The 24883-nt window shown below is 43.2% G+C and carries 22 protein-coding genes and 1 tRNA gene; 7 read left to right on the forward strand and 16 right to left on the reverse strand.

Going from position 1 to position 24883, the window contains the following annotated elements:
• Positions 1 to 44 precede the first annotated feature (44 nt).
• The 4 genes from ACFQZS_RS06110 to ACFQZS_RS06125 all read right to left on the reverse strand — a co-directional run bounded on the left by ACFQZS_RS06110 (position 45) and on the right by ACFQZS_RS06125 (position 1548).
• Positions 45 to 548, reverse strand: coding sequence for an SRPBCC family protein (locus ACFQZS_RS06110; protein WP_377098310.1), 504 nt, complete (start codon positions 546 to 548; stop codon positions 45 to 47).
• Positions 545 to 883: an ArsR/SmtB family transcription factor gene (locus tag ACFQZS_RS06115; RefSeq protein ID WP_377098312.1), complete on the reverse strand. Its 339-nt coding sequence runs from the start codon at positions 881 to 883 to the stop codon at positions 545 to 547. Before ACFQZS_RS06115 ends, ACFQZS_RS06110 begins: the two co-directional genes overlap by 4 nt.
• Before the next feature lie 114 nt (positions 884 to 997).
• Positions 998 to 1135, reverse strand: coding sequence for a hypothetical protein (locus ACFQZS_RS06120; protein ID WP_377098314.1), 138 nt, complete (start codon positions 1133 to 1135; stop codon positions 998 to 1000).
• A 32-nt stretch (positions 1136 to 1167) separates the two neighbouring features.
• Positions 1168 to 1548, reverse strand: a complete 381-nt coding sequence (locus ACFQZS_RS06125; protein ID WP_377098315.1) for a dihydrofolate reductase family protein — start codon at positions 1546 to 1548, stop codon at positions 1168 to 1170.
• A gap of 191 nt (positions 1549 to 1739) precedes the next feature.
• Between ACFQZS_RS06125 and ACFQZS_RS06130 the strand changes: the two genes are divergently transcribed.
• Positions 1740 to 2294: a hypothetical protein gene (locus tag ACFQZS_RS06130; protein WP_377098317.1), complete on the forward strand. Its 555-nt coding sequence runs from the start codon at positions 1740 to 1742 to the stop codon at positions 2292 to 2294.
• A gap of 64 nt (positions 2295 to 2358) precedes the next feature.
• Here ACFQZS_RS06130 and ACFQZS_RS06135 read toward each other — a convergent pair.
• The 5 genes from ACFQZS_RS06135 to ACFQZS_RS06155 all read right to left on the reverse strand — a co-directional run bounded on the left by ACFQZS_RS06135 (position 2359) and on the right by ACFQZS_RS06155 (position 6398).
• Positions 2359 to 2430 (reverse strand) — tRNA-Cys (locus ACFQZS_RS06135).
• A 9-nt stretch (positions 2431 to 2439) separates the two neighbouring features.
• The gene (locus ACFQZS_RS06140; protein ID WP_377098319.1) at positions 2440 to 3870 is read right to left on the reverse strand and encodes a S10 family serine carboxypeptidase-like protein; all 1431 of its coding nucleotides are present in this window, start codon (positions 3868 to 3870) and stop codon (positions 2440 to 2442) included.
• A 303-nt stretch (positions 3871 to 4173) separates the two neighbouring features.
• Positions 4174 to 4848 carry an O-methyltransferase gene (locus tag ACFQZS_RS06145; RefSeq protein ID WP_377098321.1) on the reverse strand — a complete coding sequence of 225 codons (675 nt, stop codon included), beginning with the start codon at positions 4846 to 4848 and terminating at the stop codon, positions 4174 to 4176.
• 11 nt (positions 4849 to 4859) lie between these two features.
• Entirely contained in the window at positions 4860 to 5057 is a 198-nt protein-coding gene (locus ACFQZS_RS06150; protein WP_377098323.1) for a hypothetical protein, read from the reverse strand.
• A 480-nt stretch (positions 5058 to 5537) separates the two neighbouring features.
• On the reverse strand, positions 5538 to 6398 hold the full coding sequence (locus tag ACFQZS_RS06155; RefSeq protein ID WP_377098325.1) for a WG repeat-containing protein: 861 nt from the start codon (positions 6396 to 6398) through the stop codon (positions 5538 to 5540).
• Between the two features lie 941 nt (positions 6399 to 7339).
• On the opposite strand from ACFQZS_RS06155, the gene ACFQZS_RS06160 reads away from it, so the two are divergent.
• Positions 7340 to 7570, forward strand: coding sequence for a hypothetical protein (locus ACFQZS_RS06160; protein WP_377098327.1), 231 nt, complete (start codon positions 7340 to 7342; stop codon positions 7568 to 7570).
• A 91-nt stretch (positions 7571 to 7661) separates the two neighbouring features.
• On the opposite strand, the gene ACFQZS_RS06165 is transcribed toward ACFQZS_RS06160, so the two are convergent.
• Positions 7662 to 9704, reverse strand: a complete 2043-nt coding sequence (locus ACFQZS_RS06165; RefSeq protein WP_377098328.1) for a M13 family metallopeptidase — start codon at positions 9702 to 9704, stop codon at positions 7662 to 7664.
• Positions 9705 to 9991: 287 nt separating this feature from the next.
• On the opposite strand from ACFQZS_RS06165, the gene ACFQZS_RS06170 reads away from it, so the two are divergent.
• Positions 9992 to 12607, forward strand: a complete 2616-nt coding sequence (locus ACFQZS_RS06170) for a glycoside hydrolase family 3 C-terminal domain-containing protein (protein ID WP_377098330.1) — start codon at positions 9992 to 9994, stop codon at positions 12605 to 12607.
• 214 nt (positions 12608 to 12821) lie between these two features.
• Here the strand turns inward: ACFQZS_RS06170 and ACFQZS_RS06175 are convergent, their stop codons facing one another.
• Positions 12822 to 13667, reverse strand: coding sequence for a metallophosphoesterase family protein (locus ACFQZS_RS06175; RefSeq protein ID WP_377098332.1), 846 nt, complete (start codon positions 13665 to 13667; stop codon positions 12822 to 12824).
• 51 nt (positions 13668 to 13718) lie between these two features.
• Entirely contained in the window at positions 13719 to 14249 is a 531-nt protein-coding gene (locus tag ACFQZS_RS06180; RefSeq protein ID WP_377098334.1) for a YfiT family bacillithiol transferase, read from the reverse strand.
• Between the two features lie 90 nt (positions 14250 to 14339).
• On the opposite strand from ACFQZS_RS06180, the gene ACFQZS_RS06185 reads away from it, so the two are divergent.
• Positions 14340 to 15665 (forward strand): FAD-dependent oxidoreductase, encoded by a 1326-nt coding sequence (locus ACFQZS_RS06185; RefSeq protein ID WP_377098336.1) that lies wholly within the window; start codon positions 14340 to 14342, stop codon positions 15663 to 15665.
• Positions 15666 to 15712: 47 nt separating this feature from the next.
• Here the strand turns inward: ACFQZS_RS06185 and ACFQZS_RS06190 are convergent, their stop codons facing one another.
• On the reverse strand, positions 15713 to 16024 hold the full coding sequence (locus tag ACFQZS_RS06190) for a Dabb family protein (RefSeq protein ID WP_377098338.1): 312 nt from the start codon (positions 16022 to 16024) through the stop codon (positions 15713 to 15715).
• A 48-nt stretch (positions 16025 to 16072) separates the two neighbouring features.
• Entirely contained in the window at positions 16073 to 16729 is a 657-nt protein-coding gene (locus tag ACFQZS_RS06195) for an HAD family hydrolase (RefSeq protein ID WP_377098340.1), read from the reverse strand.
• 160 nt (positions 16730 to 16889) lie between these two features.
• Between ACFQZS_RS06195 and ACFQZS_RS06200 the strand changes: the two genes are divergently transcribed.
• From ACFQZS_RS06200 to odhB, 3 genes are all read left to right on the forward strand, one after another.
• A complete protein-coding gene (locus ACFQZS_RS06200) occupies positions 16890 to 18173 on the forward strand; it encodes a DASH family cryptochrome (protein WP_377098341.1) in 1284 nt (427 codons plus the stop codon).
• Between the two features lie 312 nt (positions 18174 to 18485).
• A complete protein-coding gene (locus ACFQZS_RS06205; RefSeq protein ID WP_377098343.1) occupies positions 18486 to 21290 on the forward strand; it encodes a 2-oxoglutarate dehydrogenase E1 component in 2805 nt (934 codons plus the stop codon).
• 134 nt (positions 21291 to 21424) lie between these two features.
• On the forward strand, positions 21425 to 22963 hold the full coding sequence (gene odhB, locus ACFQZS_RS06210) for a 2-oxoglutarate dehydrogenase complex dihydrolipoyllysine-residue succinyltransferase (RefSeq protein ID WP_377098345.1): 1539 nt from the start codon (positions 21425 to 21427) through the stop codon (positions 22961 to 22963).
• Between the two features lie 210 nt (positions 22964 to 23173).
• Here odhB and ACFQZS_RS06215 read toward each other — a convergent pair whose 3' ends face one another.
• Positions 23174 to 23962: a PhzF family phenazine biosynthesis protein gene (locus ACFQZS_RS06215; protein WP_377098347.1), complete on the reverse strand. Its 789-nt coding sequence runs from the start codon at positions 23960 to 23962 to the stop codon at positions 23174 to 23176.
• 13 nt (positions 23963 to 23975) lie between these two features.
• Positions 23976 to 24632 carry an ATP-binding cassette domain-containing protein gene (locus ACFQZS_RS06220; protein ID WP_377098349.1) on the reverse strand — a complete coding sequence of 219 codons (657 nt, stop codon included), beginning with the start codon at positions 24630 to 24632 and terminating at the stop codon, positions 23976 to 23978.
• Positions 24633 to 24883 lie beyond the last annotated feature (251 nt).

Here is a 24883-nt window from a genome sequence, read left to right on the forward strand (position 1 = left end):
TAACCACTGAGTTCGCAAAGCAGACGCAGAGACGCTGAGAATTTTTAGTTATTAAGTGAATCCAGATATTGGTCTAACTTGTCAAACGTACCGCTAAAGCCTTGCTGCATATTGTCTTTAATAGATGCGTAGGTTTGCTCCTGTGCGGCTGTTGCATTAACCGGATGGCCCTGCAATGTTAGTGTTGTTCTACCGTCAGCCTCGGTTAAAGTTATTATATTAAGAATCTCCAACGGAAAATCCATAGGGAAGGGAGAGGTGCATATATTACCCTGCTCGTCAGAAAATGAGCTGATAAACTCGATCATGTCTGGTCTGTTAATACTAACATATCTAAACAGACCCCACATAATTTGACCATTAGCTTCCAATTTATAATGAAATTTTCCGCCGGGGATAAATTCAAATTCGTTAACTAATATTGACATACCTGCCGGCCCCCACCATGCGCCCATTGCATCGGCGTTGGCAAAAGCCTCAAATACTACATCTTGCGGTGCATTAAAATGCCGGACTATTTTTAGCCCTTGTGTTGGTTGATCTATCATTTTTTGTGATTTTTATTTTGTACGTTTTTTATGTATTGGTCCAAAGAATCTAACCGCTCCATCCAGAATTGGCGATATTGATCTATCCATGTTGACACTTCGCCCAAACCGTCAAGCTTTGCTTCGCAATAGCGCTCCCTGCCCCGCTGCTTAATAACCACCATGCCGCATTCTGTTAAAATTTTTATGTGGTTGGATATAGCCGGTCTGCTGATGTCAAAATTTTCAGCAATGGTATTTAAGCTCTTTGGCTCAAATGCTATTAATCCTAATATCTCGCGCCTGGTTGGATCAGATATTGCCTGAAAAACGTCACGTCTTGCTTCTGCTGCCATAAATGTGTAATCATTTGATTACGCAAATTTATATGTAAGTAAATGGTTACGCAAATTTATTTGAAAAAATATTTCTGTCACTTATGTGATGAAACGAGATGCTGTAGTAAGCGCTTAAAGTTTTGAATATTGGAGTGCCATACATCCTGAGGGAAGGTGTTTCCACTCTACCAGTTTCAGGTTAAACTGATCAGCAAAATTAGTATTAATCAATAATCGTCTGCCTTCTCCGGCCAATACAGGGTGAATCACAAAGTAAAATTCATCTACCAGGCCAAGAGCAATTAATTGCGATGGGAGGTCGACTCCACCAATAGAAATATTTTTGCCGGTTGGTTTTTAAGTTTTACAATCTCATCAGCCAGATTACCACGAATTATAGTAGTATCTGCCGGAGCATTTAGCAATGTGCGCGAAAAAACTATTTTTGGTATAGCGTTAAATGTTTGTGCAAACTCAATATTTGTTTTTGAGCCTGATTGGTTCATGGCCGCATCGGGCCAGTAAGGCACCATTAGCTCGTATGTAATTCGGCCATATACTATCAGGTCTACATCTTTCAAAAGGTTGGTAAAATATTCGTGAATATCTTCTCCGGCTATACCCTTGGTGTGGTCGCAGCAGCCGTCGGCCGTTAGGTTGATCCCGTAAACTACTTTTCTCATTTTGTATTTAACTAATTACTCCAAAAATAAAGTATCACAACTGTTGCGCAGGGGCCGGTTTGGACAAATACAAGGCTGTTCGCGTCGCGTTAACTTGCCTTCCCGGTATTTAACAATGTTTAACATCTGCTGCAATACCTAATAGGCCGAACAGGCCGTTTAGTTTTCTTTATTTAACAAAACTAAATATCATGAAAACCAAAACATCAAAATCATTAAGCGCAGTTTTAGTGGCATTAACGCTATTTATATGTGTTAACGCAAAGGCGCAGTCTGTCCCGGCAAGCAAATTCCGGTTCGGTATCGGGGTAGAGGGGCTTTTGCCGGTAGGTAATACTGCAGACGTTGCCAATTTCGGGCTGGGTTTAACCCCACGGTTACAGTACGGCTTGTCAGACAAGGTTGCTTTAACCTTTACCAGCGGTCTCTACCATTTTTTTCCTAAAACGCGTACTTACCCCGAATATGGTTACTATCCGGGCGCTGTCTCTAAATACAAATCAGACATCATTCCGATTAAAGTAGGTGTCAAATATTTTGTAGGCGGCAACTTTTATATAGCCGGAGAGGTGGGTGCAGCATTCGAAGTTGCTGAGCGCGGCCAATCCAAACACTTTTTATGGTCGCCGGGTATAGGTTACGCTACCAAAAAATGGGATATAGGCGCGCGCTTTGAAAACTTTAGCGGCAACAATTACAGCGATGGCATAATTGGTTTGCGCGTGGCTTACGGTTTCGGCTTGTAAAAAAAGTAAAGCCCCTGATGGGCAGGGGCATTTACTTAACCAATTATAAACCAAATGAAGAGAGAGGCGTGAGAATGGGTTCGAACCATTGTAAAGAGTTTTGCAGACTCCCACCTAGCCACTCGGTCACTCCGCCTTGTATTATTTAATTCTTCCTGTTGGCATAAAAGGTTTTACTATCAGCATAAAATAAAGCGTTAACCTTATCGTCTGTATATATCATGTGCCCCGCATAGTAGTAGTTGCTGCTTATTTGCGCGCCACCGGCATCGGCCACTGCTTGCTTAATGGTTTCAACAGGAGTAGCCAGATCATAGTAACCACCAACCACATGTACTTTTAGCGCGGCATTGCCTTGTATAAGCTGTTTAAGCGTTGGCACCACATTAAGGTAATAATCAGGTTTTTTTGAGCCGAAGTTCCAATCGGCAACAGAAATAGTAGCGCGATAGGGGAGCTCATTTACATACTTTAGCTCTGTTTTAAAGTAACGCGTAAGTGCCTTAGGGTAAATAGTGCGTAAGGCAGCTTCGCTTGGGTCGCCCTTTTTATCGGTGCCTGCAACGCGGGCATCAAAAATTCCGGTTTTGCTGCCGCCCTCGTTTAATACCAGGCGGGCAAACTCATGGTCTGTTATGCGGCCATTGTGTTGCTTTAGCCAGGTTTTATCTATGCCGGTAAAATAGCTAAGTGTATCTAAAGTATGCGCCAATGCTGTGGTATCGCCATTAAGCAGATCAAGATATGTGCCGTTGGCAAAAGCTTTAGCCTTACTTGCTAAAGCTTGCGGACTAAGCGCTTGCAGCTTCGGCGTTAGCCGGTTGTGGTATTGCGCTATCATAGCGTAAGTGGGTAAGTAAAGTGGATAGGCATCATCTTTACCTGCCTTAAAACTAAGGCTTTGATAATTTAAGGCCGGCGAGATCAGTGTTAACCCCGTCACCTTTATTTTGTAATTGTTTTGCAGCTCCGCCGCTAAACCCACAGCGCGGGCACCGCCATAGCTTTCGCCTGCCAGGTATATATCACTCTGGCCACGGTTAGTACCTTTTAAGTATTGATCAACAAAGTTGGCTATAGCGTTTACATCTTCATTAAAACCAAAGAATTGGTTTTCGTTAACGCCTTCGGCAGCACGGCTGTAGCCGGTGCCTACGGGATCAATAAAAACCAGATCAGTAAAACCCAACCAGGTTTGCGGGTTATTGCTATAAGCTGCATTGCCGCTTTTAACCCTTACCGGTGCTAAAGCCCCCATGTGCAGCCATATTGAGGCAGAGCCAGGGCCGCCATTAAACACAAAGGTAACAGGGCGGTTGGCCTGGCTGTTTAAGGTATAAGCCGAGTAAAATATTTTGGCAGCAAGCTTGTTGCCGTTTTTTATTGGGAGATACCCGGTAGCAGCATTGTAGATATATTGTTTGTTATTAAAGGATATAGAATGGACGCTTGTTTTTGCGACAAATGAATTGCCTGGCTTAAAACCAGCCCATGAGCTTAGCAGTATTGATAAGGGTACAGCCAAAAAGCTTAGCGTAAAAACGCGTGCTGTAAACCTGAAAGAAGATGTGAACATGGAAAATTGATATTAAAGTATTTTTACCTGATGCATTAAGCGGTTAAACCGCGGGAGATTAGCAGCAACAGCAGCAACACATGCCGTGTTGTGCTATGCGCATTCGCATCAAAAAATAGCTTATAATATCTTTAACTGACATACTGTGTTTTTCTATCTGCATCAGCAGACACAACAAATGTAAATGGCATTTTTAATATATCCAAGAAAAATCTATAAAATCTATCTTTTTTATAGATTTTATTTTAAAATGTCTCTTTATCACATTATTAAATATGCCTTAAAATATTTCTGACTATCCTGCTAAGATTGCACAATAGCCAAAATGAAGCCATCATAACCTTTTTCACCTACGGTCTGTATAGCGGTAGCACTTAACCGGGTTTCTTTGGCAATCAGTTCAGTAAATTGCTGCACGCCCTTTACGTTAGCATCATCGCTGTCAGCATTGGTTACGGCTCCGTTTCGCACCACATTGTCTGCAAAGATCACCGTGCCGGCGCGGGAGAGTTTTAAGGCCCACTCTAAATAAATGGGATTGCTGGGTTTATCGGCATCAATAAAAATAAAGTCAAAGGGGGCATAGCCTTTTGCCGCCAAAGTTGGCAGGGTATCAACGGCAGCACCTGTTATAATCTCAACCTTATTATCCAAGCCTGCCCTCGCTATACTTTTACGAGCAACCTCGGCCCGTGTGGGGTCTATCTCAAGAGAAATAACCCGGCCGCCCTCGGGTAAAGCTCTTGCTATCCAAATAGTGCTGTAGCCGCCCAGCGTTCCAATTTCAAGTACAGATTTGGATTGGTGCATACGCATTAACAGCGCGATCAACTGACCCTGGCTGGGGCTTACGTTGTGCATGGGCATTCCTGCTTCAGCAGCATCGCTTAGGGCAACATCAAGATATTGGTCGGCAGGGAGAAGCAGGTTATTAAAATAGGTGTCTACCGCCGTCCAGGTTGTGTGACTGTCATTCATAAAAAACGTGTTTAAAGGTTGCGGTATAAAGATAAGGGCAATTGACCAAATACCCCTAAAGCAAAACAGGAGCCCGCATCTTGCGATGGGTCTCCCGTTTCAAACTTTAGCTCAACCGTGGCCGGGCATAAAGTAATCAGGTTTTTGTAGCTATAACCGGCTTGCTTAGGCGGGCGTTCCCTTGCGGGTGCTGCCTGGTGCGAAGTCATTATCACCGCTGCTTATCTCCGTAAAAATAGCAGGGCTAAATAATACCTTATCCAAATTACATTGCAGTTTCTGCGGCTGTCGCCGTTTTTGTTTTGTGTAAATCAGGCGGTCCCATGATCTTTGACGCTTCCGAAGATTTGCCCGATTCACTTTCCGTTATTCCTGTAAGGCTGTTAAAGTACGTCGTTCCCGATGATTCTAATATCGCAAGGCCCTATTGGTTTTGCAAATTTTTTTACGCGTTTTTATAAACAGGTTGTTAACAGGGGAGGTGGGGTTGTTAACATGGGTGGGATCTCGGATTTCGCATGTCGGATCTCGAATTTATGGGTCATCGCAGGGTTTTAGATTGCTTCGTACCTCGTAATTACGAACGGTTGTTAACACTCAACTTATAAACAGTAAATGCAGTTTGAGGGGATTCTTGTAGCAGAAGAAAATCTTAAAATTGGGAATTATCGTTTTAAAATATTTGAGTACTACTCTTTAGGAATAACTTTCCGTCCATTTTTATCCAGGTAATAAATGCCTCCCGAAAAATGAAAACCCCCGTAATAAACAATTAAATCACCTTGGAAGCCAAGGTAGCAATGCATGGGTACTTGATTAACAAGCTGACCTTTTATATTAATTATTGCATCCAAATAGAAATCATTTATAGTAACAAATGGTGCATAATGAATCCGTACCCCACATAAGCCATTTTCAAATCTGTCAACTAAATAGAATGTTGGTGGGATAATAACGTCGCCTTTTAAATTTTTAAATCCCCATAAGCTGTCCTGTTTGAATTTAACCAAAGTATCTTTATTGGCTTCAACAGGATCGGCCAATTTGCTATTGACAATGATTCGTGAATAAGTTGAGTTTTCTAACCTCTTTCCATTTGTATCTATTGGATAAAAATCAGTGAATTCTACATCACTTACGAAAGCTACGCCATTTTTGAAATTTCCCTGGCCATCTTTCCATGTCTTATCAAAAACTTTTTTACCCTTCTTGTTAATGAACCATTGTTCTGTAAAACTACTTATTCTGGCAAAGCTTTCTCTGAAACCGGTTTCAGGAAAATTGTCCTTTATGTCAAAAACCTCATTTCCTACAGTGTCAATACATATCCATTTGTAGCCTTTTGATGAAACTTCTTTAGAAACAAAGCACAATCCATCGCTAAAGTCGTTAACGCGCAAATAATTGGGTTTTACTTTAACATTACCATACTTATCTATAAAGCCATATTTATTATTTTTTCCAATGAAAGCGTAAAGCCCATTACCCTGACCTAGAGAAGAAAACGCAAAAGAAAAAAATATAAGTACAGTTAATATTATTAAACGCATATCATGGTCGGAAGTGTTTTAAAGCCTATTTAATATTTTGATCAAAAGCTCCCCAACTATCAAAATCCGAAATTGAACATCCGAAATTCGAAATCAAAAAATCCTTTAAAAAGCAAAACGGGAGTCCGGCTCTTTCAAGTGGATCTCCCGTTTTTAACTTTATCGTCAACCGTAGTCGATTATAAAGCATCAAGTTTTGTGTAACATTACCGACCTGCTCTCATCTTCGCTTCATCCAACCGCTTACCTACAACCCGAGGGTTATTAATAATTCTGGTTTCGCTTTACTTGATCTGTTGCTGCCCGCCTAAACGGACTAACCTATCTTTCCTGCGCTACCGCTGATCTATCATATGTCCTTGCGGATTTTTAATAGTTCCCGATGGTTTTAGCTCCAATTGCTTCAAGGTCATTATTTGCGCTGCTTTCCTCCATAGAGTAATCGTTTTGCTAATAATACCCCGCTAACCGTACGCTTTGTCATACCCTCTCGGGCTTGTCATTTTGTATCAGTTCAGGCTTTCCCGTGATCCTTAGCTCCTCCGAAGATTTGCCCGATTTCACTTTCTGTTGTCCTGTGAGGCTGTCAATGTACGTCGTTCTTGATGATTTCAATATCGGGACAATGTTCAATTTTTGCAAATTTTTTTAATTGCTTTTATAAACAGGTTGTTAACATGTAAATTGTAGTTATTAACATTTTTATCAAGGTTTATAATTGTGATAAGGATTTTATTCATAGCTGAATAACCTATAATTACCATTAAGTTGATTGTGGGTTATTAACATTTTTGTAATTCACAATTTGCCTGTAAAAGTAGGTTTTTAGGCGGGGTAAAAAAGTCGTAAATCAGGCGGGTAACTTCTGGCTATTGATTTTAACCTTGATTCTCCCTTTCAAGTTTAATGAAACACAAGTACCGAAAGGCTGTTGTATTGTTATGAACTTTACAGAATTTAACGCTACGTTAACCGGCTCGGATGGCCAGGTAAGCGGTGTGGTAAAACATATGCCTAATGGTGTTTACCGTTTTACATCAATTGACGAATCGCTCATACTTGTTATTGCTAAAGATGCTGAGGCGCAATGGCAGCGTATTGACGGCACAGAACCCTATTTTGCAAGTTGGGTTGAGGAGTTGGCTGCTCAGATAAACCACGGTGATTTATAATGAATAAAAAGCCCCGCTTATTTAATAAGCGGGGCTCTTTCCATTTATGATAGAAAACTGATCTCTAATCAACTAGTCTCTAGTCAACTAATTACCACACCCTTATCCTATCGGCAGGTGCTTTGTACATTTTATCACCCGGTTTAACATTAAACGCGGTATACCATGCATCAATATTAGTGATAGGCGCGTTAACCCTGTGCGAGGCAGGCGAGTGCGTATCTGTTGTTATCCTTTGTGCAGTTGCCTCTGGACGCATAATGCTGCGCCAAACCTGCGCGTAAGCCAAAAAGAAACGCTGATCAGGCGTAAAGCCATCAATTTTCTCGTTTGAATTACCTTGTTTGGTTTTTTTGAATGCCTGGTAGGCAACATTAACACCACCAAGATCGGCAATGTTCTCGCCCAGGGTTAACTTACCATTTACGTGTAGGGTATCCAAAACCGTAAGCGCGTTATACTGACCCACAACCTGATCTGCCCGTTTGGTAAATTTGTCGTTATCGTCTTTGGTCCACCAGTCGCGCAGGGTGCCATCAGCATCAAATAAACGGCCCTTGTCGTCAAAGCCGTGGGTCATTTCGTGGCCTATAACCGCGCCTATGGCGCCATAGTTAAAGGCATCATCGGCACCTTCGGCAAAGAACGGGAACTGCAAGATCCCCGCAGGGAAAACTATCTCGTTATTCTGCGAACTGTAATAAGCATTTACAGTAGGCGGGGTCATGCTCCAGCGGCCTTTGTCAACCTTTTTACCTAAGCGGGTAATATTATAGTTATAACGCCATGCTGCAATACGGTTAACATTGCCGAAGTAGTCGTTACGGTTAATAACCAATCCGTCATAGTTCTCCCATTTATCAGGATACCCTATCTTAACCGTAAAAGCGTTTAGCTTTTTAAGCGCTTTGGTCTTGGTTTCGGGGCTCATCCATTCCAGTCCCTGCAAACGTTCGCCCAGCGCTACTTTAAGGTTGTTTACCAGGTTTAACATGCGTTGTTTAGCAGCAGGGGTGAAGTATTTTTGTACATATAGTTGCCCCAATAATTCGCCTACGCTGCCATCTACCAAATTAGCCATACGCTCATTGCGCGGTGCTTGTACGGTTTGGCCGGTAAGCACTTTGTTAAATGCAAAGCGGGCATCAACAAAGGGCTTACTTAAAGTAGCGGTGTTGTTTTTAAGGATGTTCCAGGTTAGGTAAACTTTCCATTGCGATACCGGGATGGTTGCCACCATTTCATCTGCAGTTTTAAAAAAGTCGGGGTCGTCTACCAGGATGCTGTCTTGTGGCGTCGCTTTCATCAATACGCTTAGCTTGGTCCAGTTTAAATGCGGCGTTTTCTTGTTAAAATCGCTCACCTTATATTTATGATAAGTAAGGTTAGGGTCGCGGCGGTCAACCCGGCTCATTTGCGCTTTGGCCAGGGTAGTCTCCATGCTCAAAATTATATCCGCATTTTTTTCGGCCGTAGCTCCTTTTGAGCCGGTTAGCGTAAACAAACTAACAATGTATTTTTTATACGCTTCGCGGATTGTTTTTGTACGGGCATCGTCTTTTAAATAATAATCCCGATCGGCAAGGGTAGTACCTCCCTGATCGGCATCTATCATATAATGAGCCGGATTTTTTGAATCGCGTGCCACGCCAAAGCTAAACAGTGTGCCGCCTTCGCCGTTTACACGGGCAAGTGCTACCTCGTTCAATACGCCATTAATGTCCGTTATTTTATTAACGCGTGCCAACAGTGGTTTTATGGGGTTGTAGCCACGCTTTTCAATGGCAATGCTATCCATACCGCTGGCATACAGATCGCCCACGCGTTGTTTTAAGCTTCCTTTAGGCTGTGCAGGCATTTTGCTTACGGCGTCAACCATTGCAATTAGCTTGTCTGTGTTTTCCTGTATCAACACGTTAAAACCACCCCAGGCAGTTTGCTTAGCCGGGATAACGTTGTTTTTGGTCCAGCCGCCGTTGGCGTAAGCGTAAAAATCATCTCCGGGTTTAACCGAAGGATCCATATTAACCGGATCAATATATTTTACAGGAAGGTCGGACTGCTGATTGTCAATAATAAATGCTGATGCGACAAGGCATACTATGCCCGTCGCTAATAAATAGGTTTTCTTCATGGAAATAATAAAATCAGTTAATGCAAATGTAGCAGATAAAAAGACAAATTAAAACTTAAGGGTGTATACAAGTTGTTGTATAGCGATGGGTTTCAAACCCATCGCTACGTGTAATGTTGTTTGATTTTTAATGCTACCCTAAACGTTAACTCAATCCCAGCAAATAAATTTTAACAGTTTATCTGTAAAAAAATTAATTTAGCGAAGGATTTTGTACTTAGCTAATTGTTAACCTATAAACCCAACCAAAAGTACCCAGCTTTTATACTCAATAAACAACAACCATTATGAGATTTAATTACAGGCATTTATTATTTGCATTGATTTTTTTGCCCTGCACGCTTTTAGCGCAAACGGCAAAATATCCCTACCAAAACACAAAGCTTAGCTTTACCACCCGCGTTAACGATCTGGTTAAACGCATGACGCTTGAAGAAAAAGTTAGCCAGATGCTTAATTCTGCACCAGCAATAAAGCGCCTGGGTATACCGGCCTATGATTGGTGGAACGAGGTGCTGCACGGCGTTGCCCGTACACCGTACAAGGTAACCGTATACCCGCAAGCTATTGCAAATGCTGCCTCGTTTGACAGGAACGCGCTGTTTACAATGGCCGATTATGCCGCTTTAGAGGGTAGGGCGGTGCATAACAAAGCAGTTGAGCAGGGCCGTGATAACGAGCGCTATATGGGCCTGACTTACTGGACACCCAACATTAACATTTTCCGCGACCCACGTTGGGGCCGTGGCCAGGAAACTTACGGTGAAGACCCGTATCTGACCGCAACTATGGGCAGTTTCTTTGTAAGAGGCCTGCAGGGTAACGATCCAAAATACCTTAAAGCGGCAGCATGCGCCAAGCACTACGCCGTGCACAGTGGTCCGGAGCCTACCAGGCACGTTTTTAATACGGATGTAAGCAATTACGATCTGTGGGATACTTACCTGCCTGCTTTCAAAAAATTGGTTACCGAAACAAATGTTGAAGGCGTAATGTGTGCTTATAACGCATTTCGCACCCAGCCTTGCTGCGGCAGCGATGTGCTGATGGTTGACATTTTACGTAACCAGTGGGGCTTTAAAGGTTATGTAACTTCTGATTGCTGGGGTATTGATGATTTCTTTAAAAACCATAAAACACATACTAATGCCGAAACTGCTTCGGCTGATGCGGTGTTACACGGTACCGATTTAGAGTGCGGAACAGATGCTTACCTATCATTAATTGCCGCCGTAAAAAATGGCCGCTTATCTGAAAAAGATATCGACGTTTCTGTTAAACGCCTTTTTATGACGCGCTTTAAACTGGGTATGTTTGATCCGGTTTCGATGGTAAAATACGCGCAAACACCTTCATCAACCCTTGAAAGCGCAGAACACAAAGCACTCGCATTAAAAATGGCGCGCCAGTCTATAGTAATGCTTAAAAATGCCGGTAATGTTCTTCCGCTTAAAAAAACTATAAAAAAGATAGCTGTAATTGGCCCCAATGCTGATAATGGCATCGCCATTTTAGGCAACTACAATGGTACACCTACCGATAGGGTAACCGTGTTACAAGGCATTAAAGCCAAGTTGCCCAATGCAGAGATAATTTACGAAAAGGCAATTAACTTCACCAATGATACTTTGCTGGATTACCGCGATGTTTCCCGCCAGTATAATATTGATGGACACCAGGGTTTTAAGGCTGAATATTTTAACAATGTTGATCTAAAAGGAACGCCGGTTGTTGCGTCTGAGCCTGAGGTTAACCACTTTTGGCAGGAGGGTGAAACGGTAAACGGAGCTATCAAAGCAAACAACTTCTCTGCCCGTTACACTACTAACTACACCGCCGGTAACGAAGGTTTTATCACTTTTGAAATTGATGGCGATGACGGATGGCGCTTTTCTGTTGATGGCCAGGAGGTATTAAACATCTGGACCCGTAACCGTTGGGGTGCACAACAGTATAAACTGGTAACCCAGCCGGGCAAAACCTACAAACTGCAACTGGAGTTTTGGCAAGGTGATGGCAAGTCTAACATCAGAATGACTGCCGGTACCTACAAAAAAACAGACTTTACCGCATTGGTTGAGCGTGTTAAAGATGCCGACGCTATTGTTTATGTAGGCGGTATCTCTCCGCAACTGGAAGGTGAAGAAATGAAAGTGCCTTATCCTGGTTTTGATGGTGGCGACAGAACATCTATTATGTTACCATCTGTTCAAACACAACTGATGAAGGCCTTTAAAAATACAGGCAAACCGGTTGTATTTGTAATGATGACAGGTAGCGCCGTGGCTATTCCATGGGAGGCCGAGAATATACCGGGCATTGTTAATGCATGGTACGCCGGTCAATCAGCAGGTACCGCTGTTGCCGATGTATTGTTTGGTGATTATAATCCTGCAGGCAGGCTGCCTGTAACCTTCTATAAGGGCGATAGCGATCTGCCCGATTTTAACGATTACTCTATGACCAACCGTACCTACCGTTACTTTAATGGTACGCCATTGTATGGCTTTGGTTACGGTTTAAGCTACACTAACTTTAAATATGATGTTATTGCAGCGCCAACTGCCGTTAAAAAAGGTAGTAAGGTTACTGTTAAAGTAGCTGTTACCAATACCGGCAAAATGGCCGGCGACGAAGTAGCACAGCTTTATTTAACTTATAATAACAACGCTAAAAAAACTCCGCTTAAAGCATTAAAGGGTTTTAACCGCTTATCATTAAAAGCAGGTGAGCGCAAAGAGTTTACGTTTACTTTATCAGCTGCAGATCTTTCCCTGCCTGACGCAAATGGTAAAATAACGCCGTTAAAAGGTAAATTTACCTTAAGCGTTGGCGGTTCGCAACCCGACGAGAAAAACTTAACATCGGGTAATATTGTTAAAAAGACAGTAACGATGTTGTAAAATTAAGATCCATATTAAGCAAGAAGGCCCCGATTCGGGGCCTTTTTGCTTAACGCTTACTCTGATTTGTCATTGCGAGGTACGAAGCAATCGCGAACTTTGCATGTAATTTTTCTCCGTGCGATTGCTTCGTACCTCGCAATGACATTTGTTTGTATGTTGCAATGTAAACGAGTTGCAGGTTGAGAATCTTCTAAACGGGTGCCGTGATTAATTAAAGCTTCGCCGAGTTAACAACAGGGCTCTGGCTGGCATTAACCTGGTAAGTGTTAATGGTATTATCAGCAGAAACCTCAAAAATGCGATAGCCCTTGTAAGCAGTTCCCCAATTGCCGCCAAAATGCGCGTCGAATATGTGCGGCAATTTACCGGTATAGCGTATCACATCAAGCGTGTGCTCGTGCCCGTGTAGTACGGCTTTAACGTTGGGGTAGCTATGCAGCAGCTCAATGGTATCCGGGCAACTCACAAAGTTTGCCTTTTCTTCGGGTAGCCATTGGTGCGGTGGTACATGCAGCACAACAAAAACAATGGGCTTGCTTTTAAAATCATCCAGCGATTTTTTTAAAAAAGCCGGAACAGGACAAATGTATTTGCCCATTTTATCCGTGGTGTTAGCCAATACAAAACCAATGTCGCCTTTATCAACTACGTGATTATCCTCATAGCCAAAAACAGCCTTCCACATAGCCGCGTCAACATGGTCGTGGTTGCCGGGTACGGTATAGCACGGCACGGGTAATTTATCCAGGTAGGTTTGTTTTATTTTAGGCAGCAGGTCGGGGCGGTCGTGCACAAGGTCGCCATTGATGATTACCAGATCCAGGTGATTATCCTGATGCTCTTTGTTCAGCCATTTTATCAGGTCGCCGTAAAACTTATCGCCGTCTGTGCCCGGCTGCGCATAATGTCCGTCGGATGCTACCGCAAAGCGCAGCTTAAGATCAGCCGGCTTTTTTATTGATGCAGATGATGGGCCGGCAAACAGATTGATAGACGGCAAGAAATTTAAACCGGCAAGGGCTACACCCGATTGAAGAAATTTACGGCGACTGTTCATATAAATAAAGGTAGCGTTTACTTGTTAAATCAAGTTTAAATTAAAGTACAGCTAAGCTTTAAAACTGCGCTTTGCCTGGGCAATATGTGCCAGGTGATGTTTTCCATGCCATGCGTAAATGCCAAGAACCCGCCTTAACGGTAAAGTAACGTTCATTTCGGGATGAAAAAAAGTACGGTTCCAATCGTCGGCTGTAAAGCTTTCAAACAAGGCGGTGAGGCGTGCGTGTATACCCTCTAACATTATCAGCGATGGCTCAATGGGTAATTTATAATCAGCCAGTTTTGCCCAGCGGTCTTCGTGATAGGCTTTAATTGTAGGATTATCCTCCGTCATTGTCCATTTAAAACGGATAATAGAATTGATATGGCTGTCTGCAACATGATGCACCACTTGCCTTATGGTCCAACCGCCGGGGCGGTAAGGGGTTTCCAATTGTTCGTCGGATAGATCTTTAACGGCTTCGCGCATCAGCGCCGGAAGCGCTTTAATATCTTTTTTCCATTGAGCCATAAGTTCGTCCGTATAGGCCTCTGGTACTATAAATTTTCCAATGGGGCATCTGAGTGTTTCGTCTGTCATGTTGGGTAAGGGTTATTGGCTATAATAATTTACAGCTTTATACAAGCTTTGCGCTAAATTAGCGTTTTGTAAACGCGCTTATCTCAGCCAATGGTAAAAAAACTACTTGTATTTATCCTGCTTTTTGGCTGCGGCCTTACTTATGCCGAAACCATTAAAACAGATGTGGCGGTAATTGGTAACAATACAAGCGCTATTGCAGCGGCCATTCAGAGCGGGCGCAGCAAGGTGAAGACCTTATTGTTACTTAACGGTCCATGGCTGGAGGAGCTGTCATTACAGAAAATGATAACCCTTAACGAACCTCATTACGCGCCATCAGGCATTTGGGAAGAGGTGGATAAAGAACTGCGCGACTATTATAAAAAAACACCGGGATACGATACCTTATCAAAGACCTTAAAGTTTGAACCCTTCGCCGCAGGAGCCGCCCTGAAAAGAATGGCCGATTCGGTAAAAATGCTTACCTCTAAAATTAATGTTGCTTATACATCCATAGAGAAAGATGGCACAGGTTGGAAGCTTGAGGTAGTAATAAAAGGCGAAAAGGTAACCATTAAAGCAAAGGTACTGATAGATGGTACCGAAGACGGCGAAATGATAACAAAAGCAGGCGCAACTTTGCCACCTGATATTAAAACCTGGTTGGAAAAGGGCGCTTCAACGCTCTATCGCACATCAATAGCGTCGGGTACGTATGATGATAAAGGTAGCGCGTCAGTTTATCCCAAAGGGCCTGTTTATTATATACCCTTAAGTGCGGTAGCCGTAAAGGATGCTGATAACTTGTTAACGCTGAACAAGGCAATGTTCCCAACGGGGGCGAACAACCTGACAGGTAAAATAGCCTTGGGGCAGGCAGTAGGGGCGGTAGGCGCGTTTTGCGCTTTTTTTAAAACTACCACCAAAAAGCTGGATGTTAGGGTTATACAGATAGAACTGCTTGATTTTAAATCCTCATTATTATATTTTACTGATGTTGAACGTGCCGACCCTTATTATCGCTCCATACAGCAAATTGCGGCAACCGGATTATTGAAGGGCAGCAAGGAGAGTGGAGGGGCAGAGGCTGCAGGATCAGAATTTAGTTTCATGCCCGACTCGGCAGTTACTACAGCCGAAATAAAACCGGTGCTAACAGAGGTTTATTCGCGCGTATTTTTATGGTTGAACAGGGAACAACCCGGCGAAAAGTTTACGGTGGGTAATTTACTTTCGCTGATAAGCGAGATTACTTTAACTGACCCTAACGACTTTAAAATAACCATGCAAAAAGCATGGAAAGCGCAATATAAGTTCCAATCAGATTTCGACCTGAACAAAGCCGTTACGCGCCGCGAGTTTGCCATATTGGCTAATCAATACCTTAACCCTTTTGCAAGGACAGTTGATATTAATGGGGCGATAGTTAACTGATCGCGAAACCGAACTGATCAACTACTCACCAGTCACTGATCAACTAACTACGCATCCACGCTATCAGTAACCATTACCCGGTCAACATACTGCTTAACGTAATTAGCCAAAAAATCCTGGTGAATAGGGTCTACCTGGTATACATCATGGTCTTCCTTGCTGTTAAATAAGGTAAGCAGCGATACATGGTAAGAGCTCTCTACAATCGGTTTTTCGCTCGGTACGGGCACACCTACATGCACATCGCGCAGCTGGCTTATTTGGGCAAGACCTTTAACGCCTTCAACAAAAGTGTCAATATCAGCAGGGTTTTTTAACCAGAAATATACGGTATGTACAAAAGTATCTTTAATAAACATGTTGTTATGGGTTGATGAAAGCGCTAAATTATAAAAACAACCAATAAATTAATTGAAAAGAGCAGCCAATTTTTTTACGCTTAACGCTGTAAAATCATTTATCACCATGGCGCTTGGCTGTAGCTTTTCGGCGGTATTGCCTGTGGTTATGCCAATCACTTTCATACCCGCGCCGTTGCCTGCTTTTATACCGGCTATTGAGTCTTCAATTACAGCGCAATGCTCAGGCGGAGTTTGCAAATGTGCCGCAGCTTTTAAAAATATTTCAGGGTTGGGTTTTCCCTTGCTAACCTGGCTGCCATCAATTATCACATCAAAATAATCGCGCACATGTATTCGGTCTAATACGAAATCAATGTCATGTATTGACGCTGATGATGCTATGGCTATTTTAATGCCGTTTTGTTTTAACTCATCTAAAAAGGCAATCAATCCCTTTATAGGAGCGGCATGTGGGGTGTAAAGGCGTTGATAAATCGTTTCTTTTTCGTTCACCAATTGATGCAGCCCAACGCTATCCCGATCACTAAAAATGCGTTGTACGGTGTCAAAAACCGGCACTCCGCTAAATTCAGCATAATAGGTTTGTACCGGTAATTCTCCCATGCCGTACTTCTCAAACATAACCTGCCAGGTGCGGTAATGGTAAGGGGTATTATCTACCAATGTACCATCCATATCAAAAATAACGGCGAAATTTTTCAAGCTGATTTTCTTTTAATGCCTGTTAAGCATCGCCAAAAATATTAAAATAGTCCGCTACAATGTTACCCCGGTGTCAAATATTGGTTATAAAACAATAATTAATCTAAATAATATGCAAATTTGTTGATCTAAATTCATCTAACTGCCCGCGTATGTCGATATGAGTGAGAGAACAATTTTGGTTTGGTTCAGAAATGATTTACGTATTCACGATAACGAAATACTGTTAGAGGCCGTGCGTAAAGCCGATAAGGTGCTGCCCGTATATTGTTTTGATCCGTATTATTTTCAAAAAAACGCTTCGGGCTCACCCAAAACAGGCAGCATTAGGGCCAGGTTCCTTTTAGAGTCTGTAGCAGATCTGCGCAAGAACCTACGTTCCCTGCAAAGCGATTTAATTATCCGCATAGGTAACCCTGCCGAAGTTTTACCGCAGCTGGCGTTGGAGTATGGTGTTAACGAAGTATATCATCATCGCGAGGTGGCGCACGAGGAAACCGACGTATCTGAACAGGTTGAAACAGCCCTTTGGAAAATAAAATTGAACTTAAAACATTTTATAGGCCATACCCTTTACCACAAAGAGGATCTGCCCTTCCCTATAAAAGATATTCCGGATAGCTTTTCCATATTCAGAAAGAAAACAGAACGTGAGAGTGCCGTGCGCCCGGTTTTAGATACACCTGATGTAATCAATACGCCAACTATAAATGATGCAGGCGAATTACCAACCCTTGTACAATTAGGACTGGAGCAGCCGGTAGACGACGCGCGGTCTCGCACCCGGTTTATTGGCGGCGAAACCAATGGACTGTACAGGCTTGATCAATATTTTTCTGAGGATATACAGCCAAATGCAGGTAAAAGCACGCGCAGTGCTTCTAAGCTTTCGCCCTGGCTTTCATTGGGCTGCCTTTCTATGCGGCAAGTGTATTGGGCGGCTAAAAGTCATCATAGCGATGCGCTGGTGCTGGAGTTGTTGTGGCGCGACTATTTTAGGTTCATGTTTAAAAAACACGGCACCAAATATTTTAACGCGGGCGACAGTGCTGTAGAAAATGACGCGCCCGGTGATGGCCTGTTTGAAAAATGGAAATGCGGTAACACCGGCGTGCCCTTTGTTGATGCCAGCATCCACAAGTTGAATGCAACGGGCTACATCAGCAATTTTAGCAGGCAAATGGTGGCATCCTACCTGGTAAATGATCTGGAAGTTGACTGGCGCCGTGGTGCCGCCTATTTTGAAGAAAAACTGATCGACTACTCGCCGGCAAGCAATTGGGGTAATTGGGCGTATGTGGCAGGCATAGGGCGTAACGCCCGCGACGATCGTTATTTTAACACAGGAAAAAATTTAAACGAGCTGGATATCAAAGGTGATTTTATTACCCGATGGCTTCCTTCAACTCCTGCAGGTCAGTCTCCGCTGGCGCAGACCGTTTAATTTTTTACATGTAATCAACAACATTTTCCCGGTGCTTGCGTATATTTGATATATGAACTCTTTCGAACAATTTACCATCATTATAGGCCTGCTGGCTGTTCTTTTTGAGGGCATATCTTATGTTCGTTCGTTTTTAGCAAAGTTTCTGCACTAATAATTTAACGAAAAGGATGTAGTTCATTCATCCGTGCTTGTAAAAACCAATCAGAATATTGTTTTTGTAATACAAAAAGTATTAAATCATTTACAATTTAATGTAAGGTTTATTGCACGTTATGATTACTTTTGTAGCATTGTTAAGAATGGTCGACCATGAATAGCCTCAATTATATAAATCAAGGAAACGCAGCATTTATAGATTCTTTATACGAAAATTACAAGCAAGATCCCGAATCGGTTGATTTTGGATGGCAGAAATTTTTTGAAGGATTTGATTTCGGCAGAAGCTCTGAAGCTCCCGTAGTTAGTGCAGAAACACCACAGCACTTTTTAAAAGAAATTAACGTACTCAACCTTATAGACGGCTACCGTGGCCGCGGGCACCTGTTTGCAAAAACAAATCCTGTACGCGAGCGTCGTCACTATTTCCCGGGTAAAGAGTTGGATACGTTTGGTTTAAGCGAAGCCGATCTGGATACCGTGTTTAACGCCGGTCACGAAGTTAAATTGGGTCCTGCCAAACTGCGCGATATTATACAAATGGTTGAAGATACCTATTGCGGTACAATAGGTGTTGAATATAAATATATACGTAACCCTATAAAAGTTAAGTGGTTTGAAGACCGCATGGAGAGCACACGCAATAAGCCGTCGTTCTCTAAAGAAGATAAAAAGCTGATGCTTAAAAAGGTAAGCGAAGCGGTGATCTTTGAAAACTTTTTGGGTACCAAGTTTTTAGGTCAGAAGCGTTTCTCTTTGGAAGGTGCCGAGGCGCTTATCCCTGCAATGGATTCTGTTATTCAAAAAGGCGCTACGCTTGGTATTAAAGAATACATTATTGGTATGGCTCACCGCGGGCGTTTGAACGTGCTGGCCAATATCATGAAAAAAAGTTACAAAGAGATCTTCTCTGAGTTTGAAGGTAAGAATTATGATATGGATTCTCCTTTTGGTGGCGACGTTAAATATCACTTAGGTTACTCAACCGACGTTGACGCGGAAAACGGAAACAAAGTGCACTTAAGCCTTTGTCCTAACCCATCGCACCTGGAGGCTGTTGCCCCGGTTGTTGAGGGCCTTACCCGCTCAAAGATCGACTTTAAATATAACGGAGACCACACCCAAATAGCACCTATAATAATTCACGGCGATGCTTCTGTAGCGGGCCAGGGTATTGTTTACGAGGTGTTACAGATGGAAAAACTGGATGGTTACCGCACAGGCGGCACCGTACACCTGGTTATTAATAACCAGATAGGTTTCACCACCAACTTTAAGGATGCCCGTTCAAGTACTTATTGTACTGATATTGCTAAAACCGTACAGTCGCCGGTTTTCCACGTAAATGGCGATGATGTTGAAGCTTTAGCATATGTCATTAACATGGCTATGGAGTATCGTCAGATCTTCCATGAAGACGTGTTCATAGATATTCTTTGTTACCGCCGCTATGGCCATAACGAGGCTGATGAGCCTAAATTTACCCAGCCGGTTTTGTACAAAGCTATTGACGCGCACCCAAATCCGCGCCAGGTATACTTAACAAAATTGTTGGCCGAAGGCAGTATTGATGAGGCTACAGTAAACCAGATGGAGAAGGAATTCAGAGATCTGTTGCAAAAACAACTGGAAGAAACTAAAGCGGAAGAGCGTATTACTGAATCAATAGAGATGTTTGCCGGTGCATGGCAGGGTCTGCATTTGGCAGAAGAGCAAGACGTTATTAAATCAGCCGATACCACAGTTGATAAAGAAACCTTGTTAGCAATTGGTAAAAAGCTAACAGATCTGCCTAAAGACAAAGAGTTCTTTAAAAAGATAGAGAAATTGTTTGAGGACCGTGCCAAAATGGTTAACGATACCCAGACTTTTGATTGGGCAATGGGCGAGTTAATGGCTTACGGTTCATTGTTAAACCAAGGCAACAGGGTTCGTTTAAGTGGAGAAGACGTTAAGCGTGGTACTTTCTCGCATCGTCATGCGGTGGTAACACTACCTGATACGGAAGAGGAGTATACACCGCTGGCAACTATAAATGGTGGCGAACGTTTTCATATCTATAACTCGTTGTTATCAGAATACGGCGTTTTAGGTTTTGAATATGGTTATGCTTTAGCCAACCCGCATGCCTTAACCATATGGGAAGCTCAGTTTGGCGACTTCTTTAATGGTGCACAAACTATTATTGACCAATACATTGTAAGCGGCGAAACCAAATGGCAAAGGGGTAATGGTTTGGTAATGTTGTTGCCACACGGTTATGAAGGACAGGGCCCGGAGCATTCATCAGCGCGTATTGAGCGCTTTATGGAGCTTTGCGCCGATAATAACATAATAGTTGCAAACTGCTCAACACCGGCTAACTTCTTCCATATATTGCGCAGGCAATTAGCCCGCGATTTCCGCAAACCATTGATCGTGTTTACACCTAAGAGTTTGCTGCGTAACCCTAAATGCGTGTCGCCGCTTGCCGACTTTACTGATGCAGGTTTCCGCGAGGTAATAGATGATAACTTTGCCGATAAGAAAAAAGTAAAACGCGTGTTATTCTGCTCTGGTAAGATCTATTATGATCTGTTAGAAAAACAACAGGTTGACGACCGCAAAGACGTAGCCATTGTACGTTTAGAACAACTGTATCCAACCCCGGTAGATCAGTTAGCTAAAATACGTGCCGGATATCCTAAAGCAGAAGATTTTATCTGGGTACAGGAAGAACCGGAGAACAGTGGTGCATGGCCTTATCTGTGGCGTAAATCGCGTACAGAAGATGCTTTGAAATTTGATGATGTTCTTGCCCGTTTAGAAGCCAGCAGCCCGGCAACAGGCTATGCTAAGCAACACGCAGCGCAGCAATTGCATATTATATCAAGAGCGTTTGAATCGCCTGCAGGTAAAAAGGTGAAAAAAGTAATTAAAGAAACTGCCGAGAAAATGGCGGTAGCAGGAGCGGATTAATTTTATTTTTGGTTGTAAGTTGCGTGTTGAAGGTTGTAAGTACAAACTTGTATGCCTAACTTCAACGGTGCATTACTTACAACATACAACTTGTAACATACAACTAACGACATAAAACCTACAACTATAATATAATGAGTTTAGAGATCAAAGTTCCGCCGGTAGGCGAATCAATCACTGAAGTTACCCTTGCTAACTGGATAAAAAAAGATGGCGACACGGTAGCTATGGATGAAGTTATTGCCGAGCTGGAATCAGATAAAGCAACATTTGAGTTAACTGCCGAAAAAGCAGGTACTTTAAAAACTTTAGTTAACGTTGGCGATGTAATTGCTATAGGCACCGCGGTTGCAAGTATTGAGGATGGTAACGCACCTGCTGCGGCTGCTCCTGCACCTGCAGCACAAGCTGATGCCGCTCCGGCTGCTCCTGTAGCTGCTGCTGCTCCATCAACAGGAGGCGCTGCATCTGCAATAAAAGTACCACCGGTTGGCGAGTCGATAACCGAAGTTACCTTATCGCGCTGGTTGAAAAAGAACGGCGAAACGGTAGCAATGGATGAAGCTATTGCCGAGTTGGAATCAGACAAAGCAACATTTGAATTGACTGCCGATAAAGCGGGCGTTTTAACTACTATAGCCAACGAAGGCGATGTATTAGCCATCGGTGCCGAAGTAGCCAGTATATCAGGAAGCGGTGCTGCTGCTGTTGCACCTGCCGCAACTGCACCGGCCCCTGCTGCTGCAAGCGCTCCGGTTATCGCCGATAAAAATTACGCGTCAGGCACGCCATCACCGGCTGCCGGTAAAATATTAGCTGAAAAGGGAATTGATGCATCTGCTGTAAACGGCAGCGGTGTAAATGGCCGTATCACTAAAGAGGATGCTGTGCAAGCTAAAGCTGCTGCACCGGCGCCTGCTGCTAAACCAGCTGCTGCCGCTCCGGCCGCCGCTGCTCCGGCAAAAGCAGGCGCGCGCGATGAGCGCCGCGAAAAAATGTCGCCATTGCGTAAAACAGTTGCCAAGCGTTTGGTAACCGTTAAAAACGAAACGGCCATGCTTACTACTTTTAACGAAGTGGATATGCAGCCAATAATGGAACTGCGTGGCAAATACAAAGATAAATTTAAAGAGAAACACGGTGTTGGCTTAGGCTTCATGTCGTTCTTTACCAAAGCAGTTACCGAGGCGTTGAAAGACTGGCCTGCAGTTGGTGCCCGTATAGAAGGCGAAGAAGTGGTTTACAGCAACTTTGCTGATATCTCTATCGCAGTATCAGCACCAAAAGGCCTGGTTGTTCCGGTTATCCGTAATGCGGATAGCATGAGCCTGGCAGAAATAGAAAAAGCCATCATCACACTGGCCGGCAAAGCCCGCGAAAGCAAACTGACATTAGATGAAATGACAGGCGGAACTTTCACCATCACCAACGGTGGTGTGTTTGGCTCAATGCTTTCAACACCTATCATCAATTCGCCACAATCGGCTATTTTGGGCATGCACAATATTATTGAGCGCCCGGTAGCAGTAAATGGTCAGGTAGTTATCCGTCCGATGATGTACCTGGCATTGTCATATGATCACCGCATTATTGATGGTCGCGAATCAGTAAGCTTCCTGGTAAGGGTTAAGCAATTATTGGAAGACCCTGCAAGATTGTTATTAGGCGTTTAATCAGCTTTATAATATTGAAGAGGCCCGGTTTATCCGGGCCTTTTTTGTTTAGTTGTTTTACCCCCGTTGTCATTTCGACGAACAGCGATGCGCTGAGCTAAGCGTGAGGAGAAATCTTTTCGAATATGCAATCGTCGTTATTGTCGCTTCGAAAAGATTTCTCAGTCGCGCCATTGCCCGGCCCTCCCATGCTCTTTCGAAATGACAATATTATCTAACCAAAATCTCACCCCTCAAATAAGTAACCGCTTTCCCACTCATCAACACACGGTCGCCTTTTAATTCGCACCATAGCTCGCCTTTGCGGGCAGATAGCTGGTAAGCATGTAATTTATCCTTCCCGAATATTTTGGCCCAGTAGGGGATGAGGTTGCAATGCGCGGAACCTGTTACGGGGTCTTCAGGTATACCTGCCCCCGGTGCAAAAAACCGCGAAACGAAATCGGAGTTTTTGCCTGGCGCGGTAACAATTATGCCCACTGTATCCATTTTTGATAGCGCGAACATATCAGGCGACAGATCTGTTATTTCCTCTTCTGTATCATAAACCACAAAATAATCGCGGGATCGTAAAATAGCTGTTGGTTCTGTGCCACCTAATGCTTCCACAAGTCCGTTTGGTGTTTCAATAGGAATAGGAGTTCGGCAGGGGAAGTCCATAGTGTATTTATCACCATCGCGCGTCACTGTAAGCGTTCCGGCTTTTACGGTCTCAAAATTTATAACATCACCGCCGTAAGCCAGCTCTGTAAATAATATATGGGCAGATGCCAGTGTAGCATGACCGCAAAGATCAATCTCATACTCGGGTGTAAACCAGCGAAGCAGATAACCGTTATCTTTCTTTACAAAGAAGGCGGTCTCGGCTAAGTTATTCTCTTTGGCAATTTGCTGCATGGTGTCATCAGACAGCCAGTCAACAAGCGGACAAATTGCCGCCGGGTTGCCGCCAAAAAGTTGAGCGGTAAAAGCATCGGCTTGATAAATAGGGATGGTCATAATGTTTTGGGGCTTATGTACCACTAATGTAATGATAAACAGCTAAATCGTCAACGCTGTTAATGGGTTTAGTGCTGCCGTCGTTTATGAGGATTATACGGTCGCTGATATCCATAACATTGTGGTATTGGTGGTCGGTTACTATTATACCCTTTGTTTTTCCGACGGTTTTGATGATCGGTTTAAAATAATCACACTGCACGGGCGTAACGTGGGTAAAAGGCTCATCCAGCAAAATAAACCTAGCCTTGCTATACAATATCATTAGCATTTCAAGCTGCCGAAGTTCACCCCCTGACAATTGCTCCGCCTTTTTATGGTGGTGGTTTTTATAGATGGTGAGCTGCTCAAATTCATACCAATATTGGTCATCAACCATCATTGCTGCCAGTTGGCGTATTGGAATGCCGCGTGGCAGGTAATTATGCTGGGGCAGATAGGCTATTTGGTTGTCAATATATCCTTTATAAACGAAAACATCATCAATGGCTACGTACTTGTAGTCGGGCTTGAGTGTCCCGAAAATTATCTTCAGAAGCGATGACTTACCGCAGCCGTTACGCCCCAGCAAGCCCAGAATTTCGCCCTGCCTGCATTCCAGGTAAATATCCTGCAATATTTTTCTATGGCCGAACGCCAGTTGTACGCTATCAACCTTTAGTGTAGGCATCTATTAAGTAATATTAACAGCGCATAAAGTGCCATATCAATAGAAAAAGCATTTAGATATAGCCTCCACATACTATAACCAGAATTAAGAAAATATAAATAACTCTGTTTTGCGATAAAATGATAAAGCCCGGCTGCAGATACAACTCCTATTATTTTAGCAAAAAGAAAACTTCCCGACGTAATTTGAAAACTGGGGAAACCGAAAAGGACAACAACCAGGAAAGTAAAGGTTGCGTTGTAAACCAACAG

This window comes from Mucilaginibacter calamicampi (assembly GCF_042676765.1).
In the GTDB taxonomy this organism is placed as follows: domain Bacteria; phylum Bacteroidota; class Bacteroidia; order Sphingobacteriales; family Sphingobacteriaceae; genus Mucilaginibacter; species Mucilaginibacter calamicampi.

Bases quoted from the DNA above. Each gene is read 5' to 3' on its own strand.
- ACFQZS_RS06110 (WP_377098310.1), bottom strand. From the start codon at position 548: ATGATAGATCAACCAACACAAGGGCTAAAAATAGTCCGGCATTTTAAT.
- ACFQZS_RS06115 (WP_377098312.1), bottom strand. From the start codon at position 883: ATGGCAGCAGAAGCAAGACGTGACGTTTTTCAGGCAATATCTGATCCA.
- ACFQZS_RS06125 (WP_377098315.1), bottom strand. From the start codon at position 1,548: ATGAGAAAAGTAGTTTACGGGATCAACCTAACGGCCGACGGCTGCTGC.
- ACFQZS_RS06130 (WP_377098317.1), top strand. From the start codon at position 1,740: ATGAAAACCAAAACATCAAAATCATTAAGCGCAGTTTTAGTGGCATTA.
- ACFQZS_RS06140 (WP_377098319.1), bottom strand. From the start codon at position 3,870: ATGTTCACATCTTCTTTCAGGTTTACAGCACGCGTTTTTACGCTAAGC.
- ACFQZS_RS06145 (WP_377098321.1), bottom strand. From the start codon at position 4,848: ATGAATGACAGTCACACAACCTGGACGGCGGTAGACACCTATTTTAAT.
- ACFQZS_RS06150 (WP_377098323.1), bottom strand. From the start codon at position 5,057: ATGACTTCGCACCAGGCAGCACCCGCAAGGGAACGCCCGCCTAAGCAA.
- ACFQZS_RS06155 (WP_377098325.1), bottom strand. From the start codon at position 6,398: ATGCGTTTAATAATATTAACTGTACTTATATTTTTTTCTTTTGCGTTT.
- ACFQZS_RS06160 (WP_377098327.1), top strand. From the start codon at position 7,340: ATGAACTTTACAGAATTTAACGCTACGTTAACCGGCTCGGATGGCCAG.
- ACFQZS_RS06165 (WP_377098328.1), bottom strand. From the start codon at position 9,704: ATGAAGAAAACCTATTTATTAGCGACGGGCATAGTATGCCTTGTCGCA.
- ACFQZS_RS06170 (WP_377098330.1), top strand. From the start codon at position 9,992: ATGAGATTTAATTACAGGCATTTATTATTTGCATTGATTTTTTTGCCC.
- ACFQZS_RS06175 (WP_377098332.1), bottom strand. From the start codon at position 13,667: ATGAACAGTCGCCGTAAATTTCTTCAATCGGGTGTAGCCCTTGCCGGT.
- ACFQZS_RS06180 (WP_377098334.1), bottom strand. From the start codon at position 14,249: ATGACAGACGAAACACTCAGATGCCCCATTGGAAAATTTATAGTACCA.
- ACFQZS_RS06185 (WP_377098336.1), top strand. From the start codon at position 14,340: ATGGTAAAAAAACTACTTGTATTTATCCTGCTTTTTGGCTGCGGCCTT.
- ACFQZS_RS06190 (WP_377098338.1), bottom strand. From the start codon at position 16,024: ATGTTTATTAAAGATACTTTTGTACATACCGTATATTTCTGGTTAAAA.
- ACFQZS_RS06200 (WP_377098341.1), top strand. From the start codon at position 16,890: ATGAGTGAGAGAACAATTTTGGTTTGGTTCAGAAATGATTTACGTATT.
- ACFQZS_RS06205 (WP_377098343.1), top strand. From the start codon at position 18,486: ATGAATAGCCTCAATTATATAAATCAAGGAAACGCAGCATTTATAGAT.
- odhB (WP_377098345.1), top strand. From the start codon at position 21,425: ATGAGTTTAGAGATCAAAGTTCCGCCGGTAGGCGAATCAATCACTGAA.
- ACFQZS_RS06215 (WP_377098347.1), bottom strand. From the start codon at position 23,962: ATGACCATCCCTATTTATCAAGCCGATGCTTTTACCGCTCAACTTTTT.
- ACFQZS_RS06220 (WP_377098349.1), bottom strand. From the start codon at position 24,632: ATGCCTACACTAAAGGTTGATAGCGTACAACTGGCGTTCGGCCATAGA.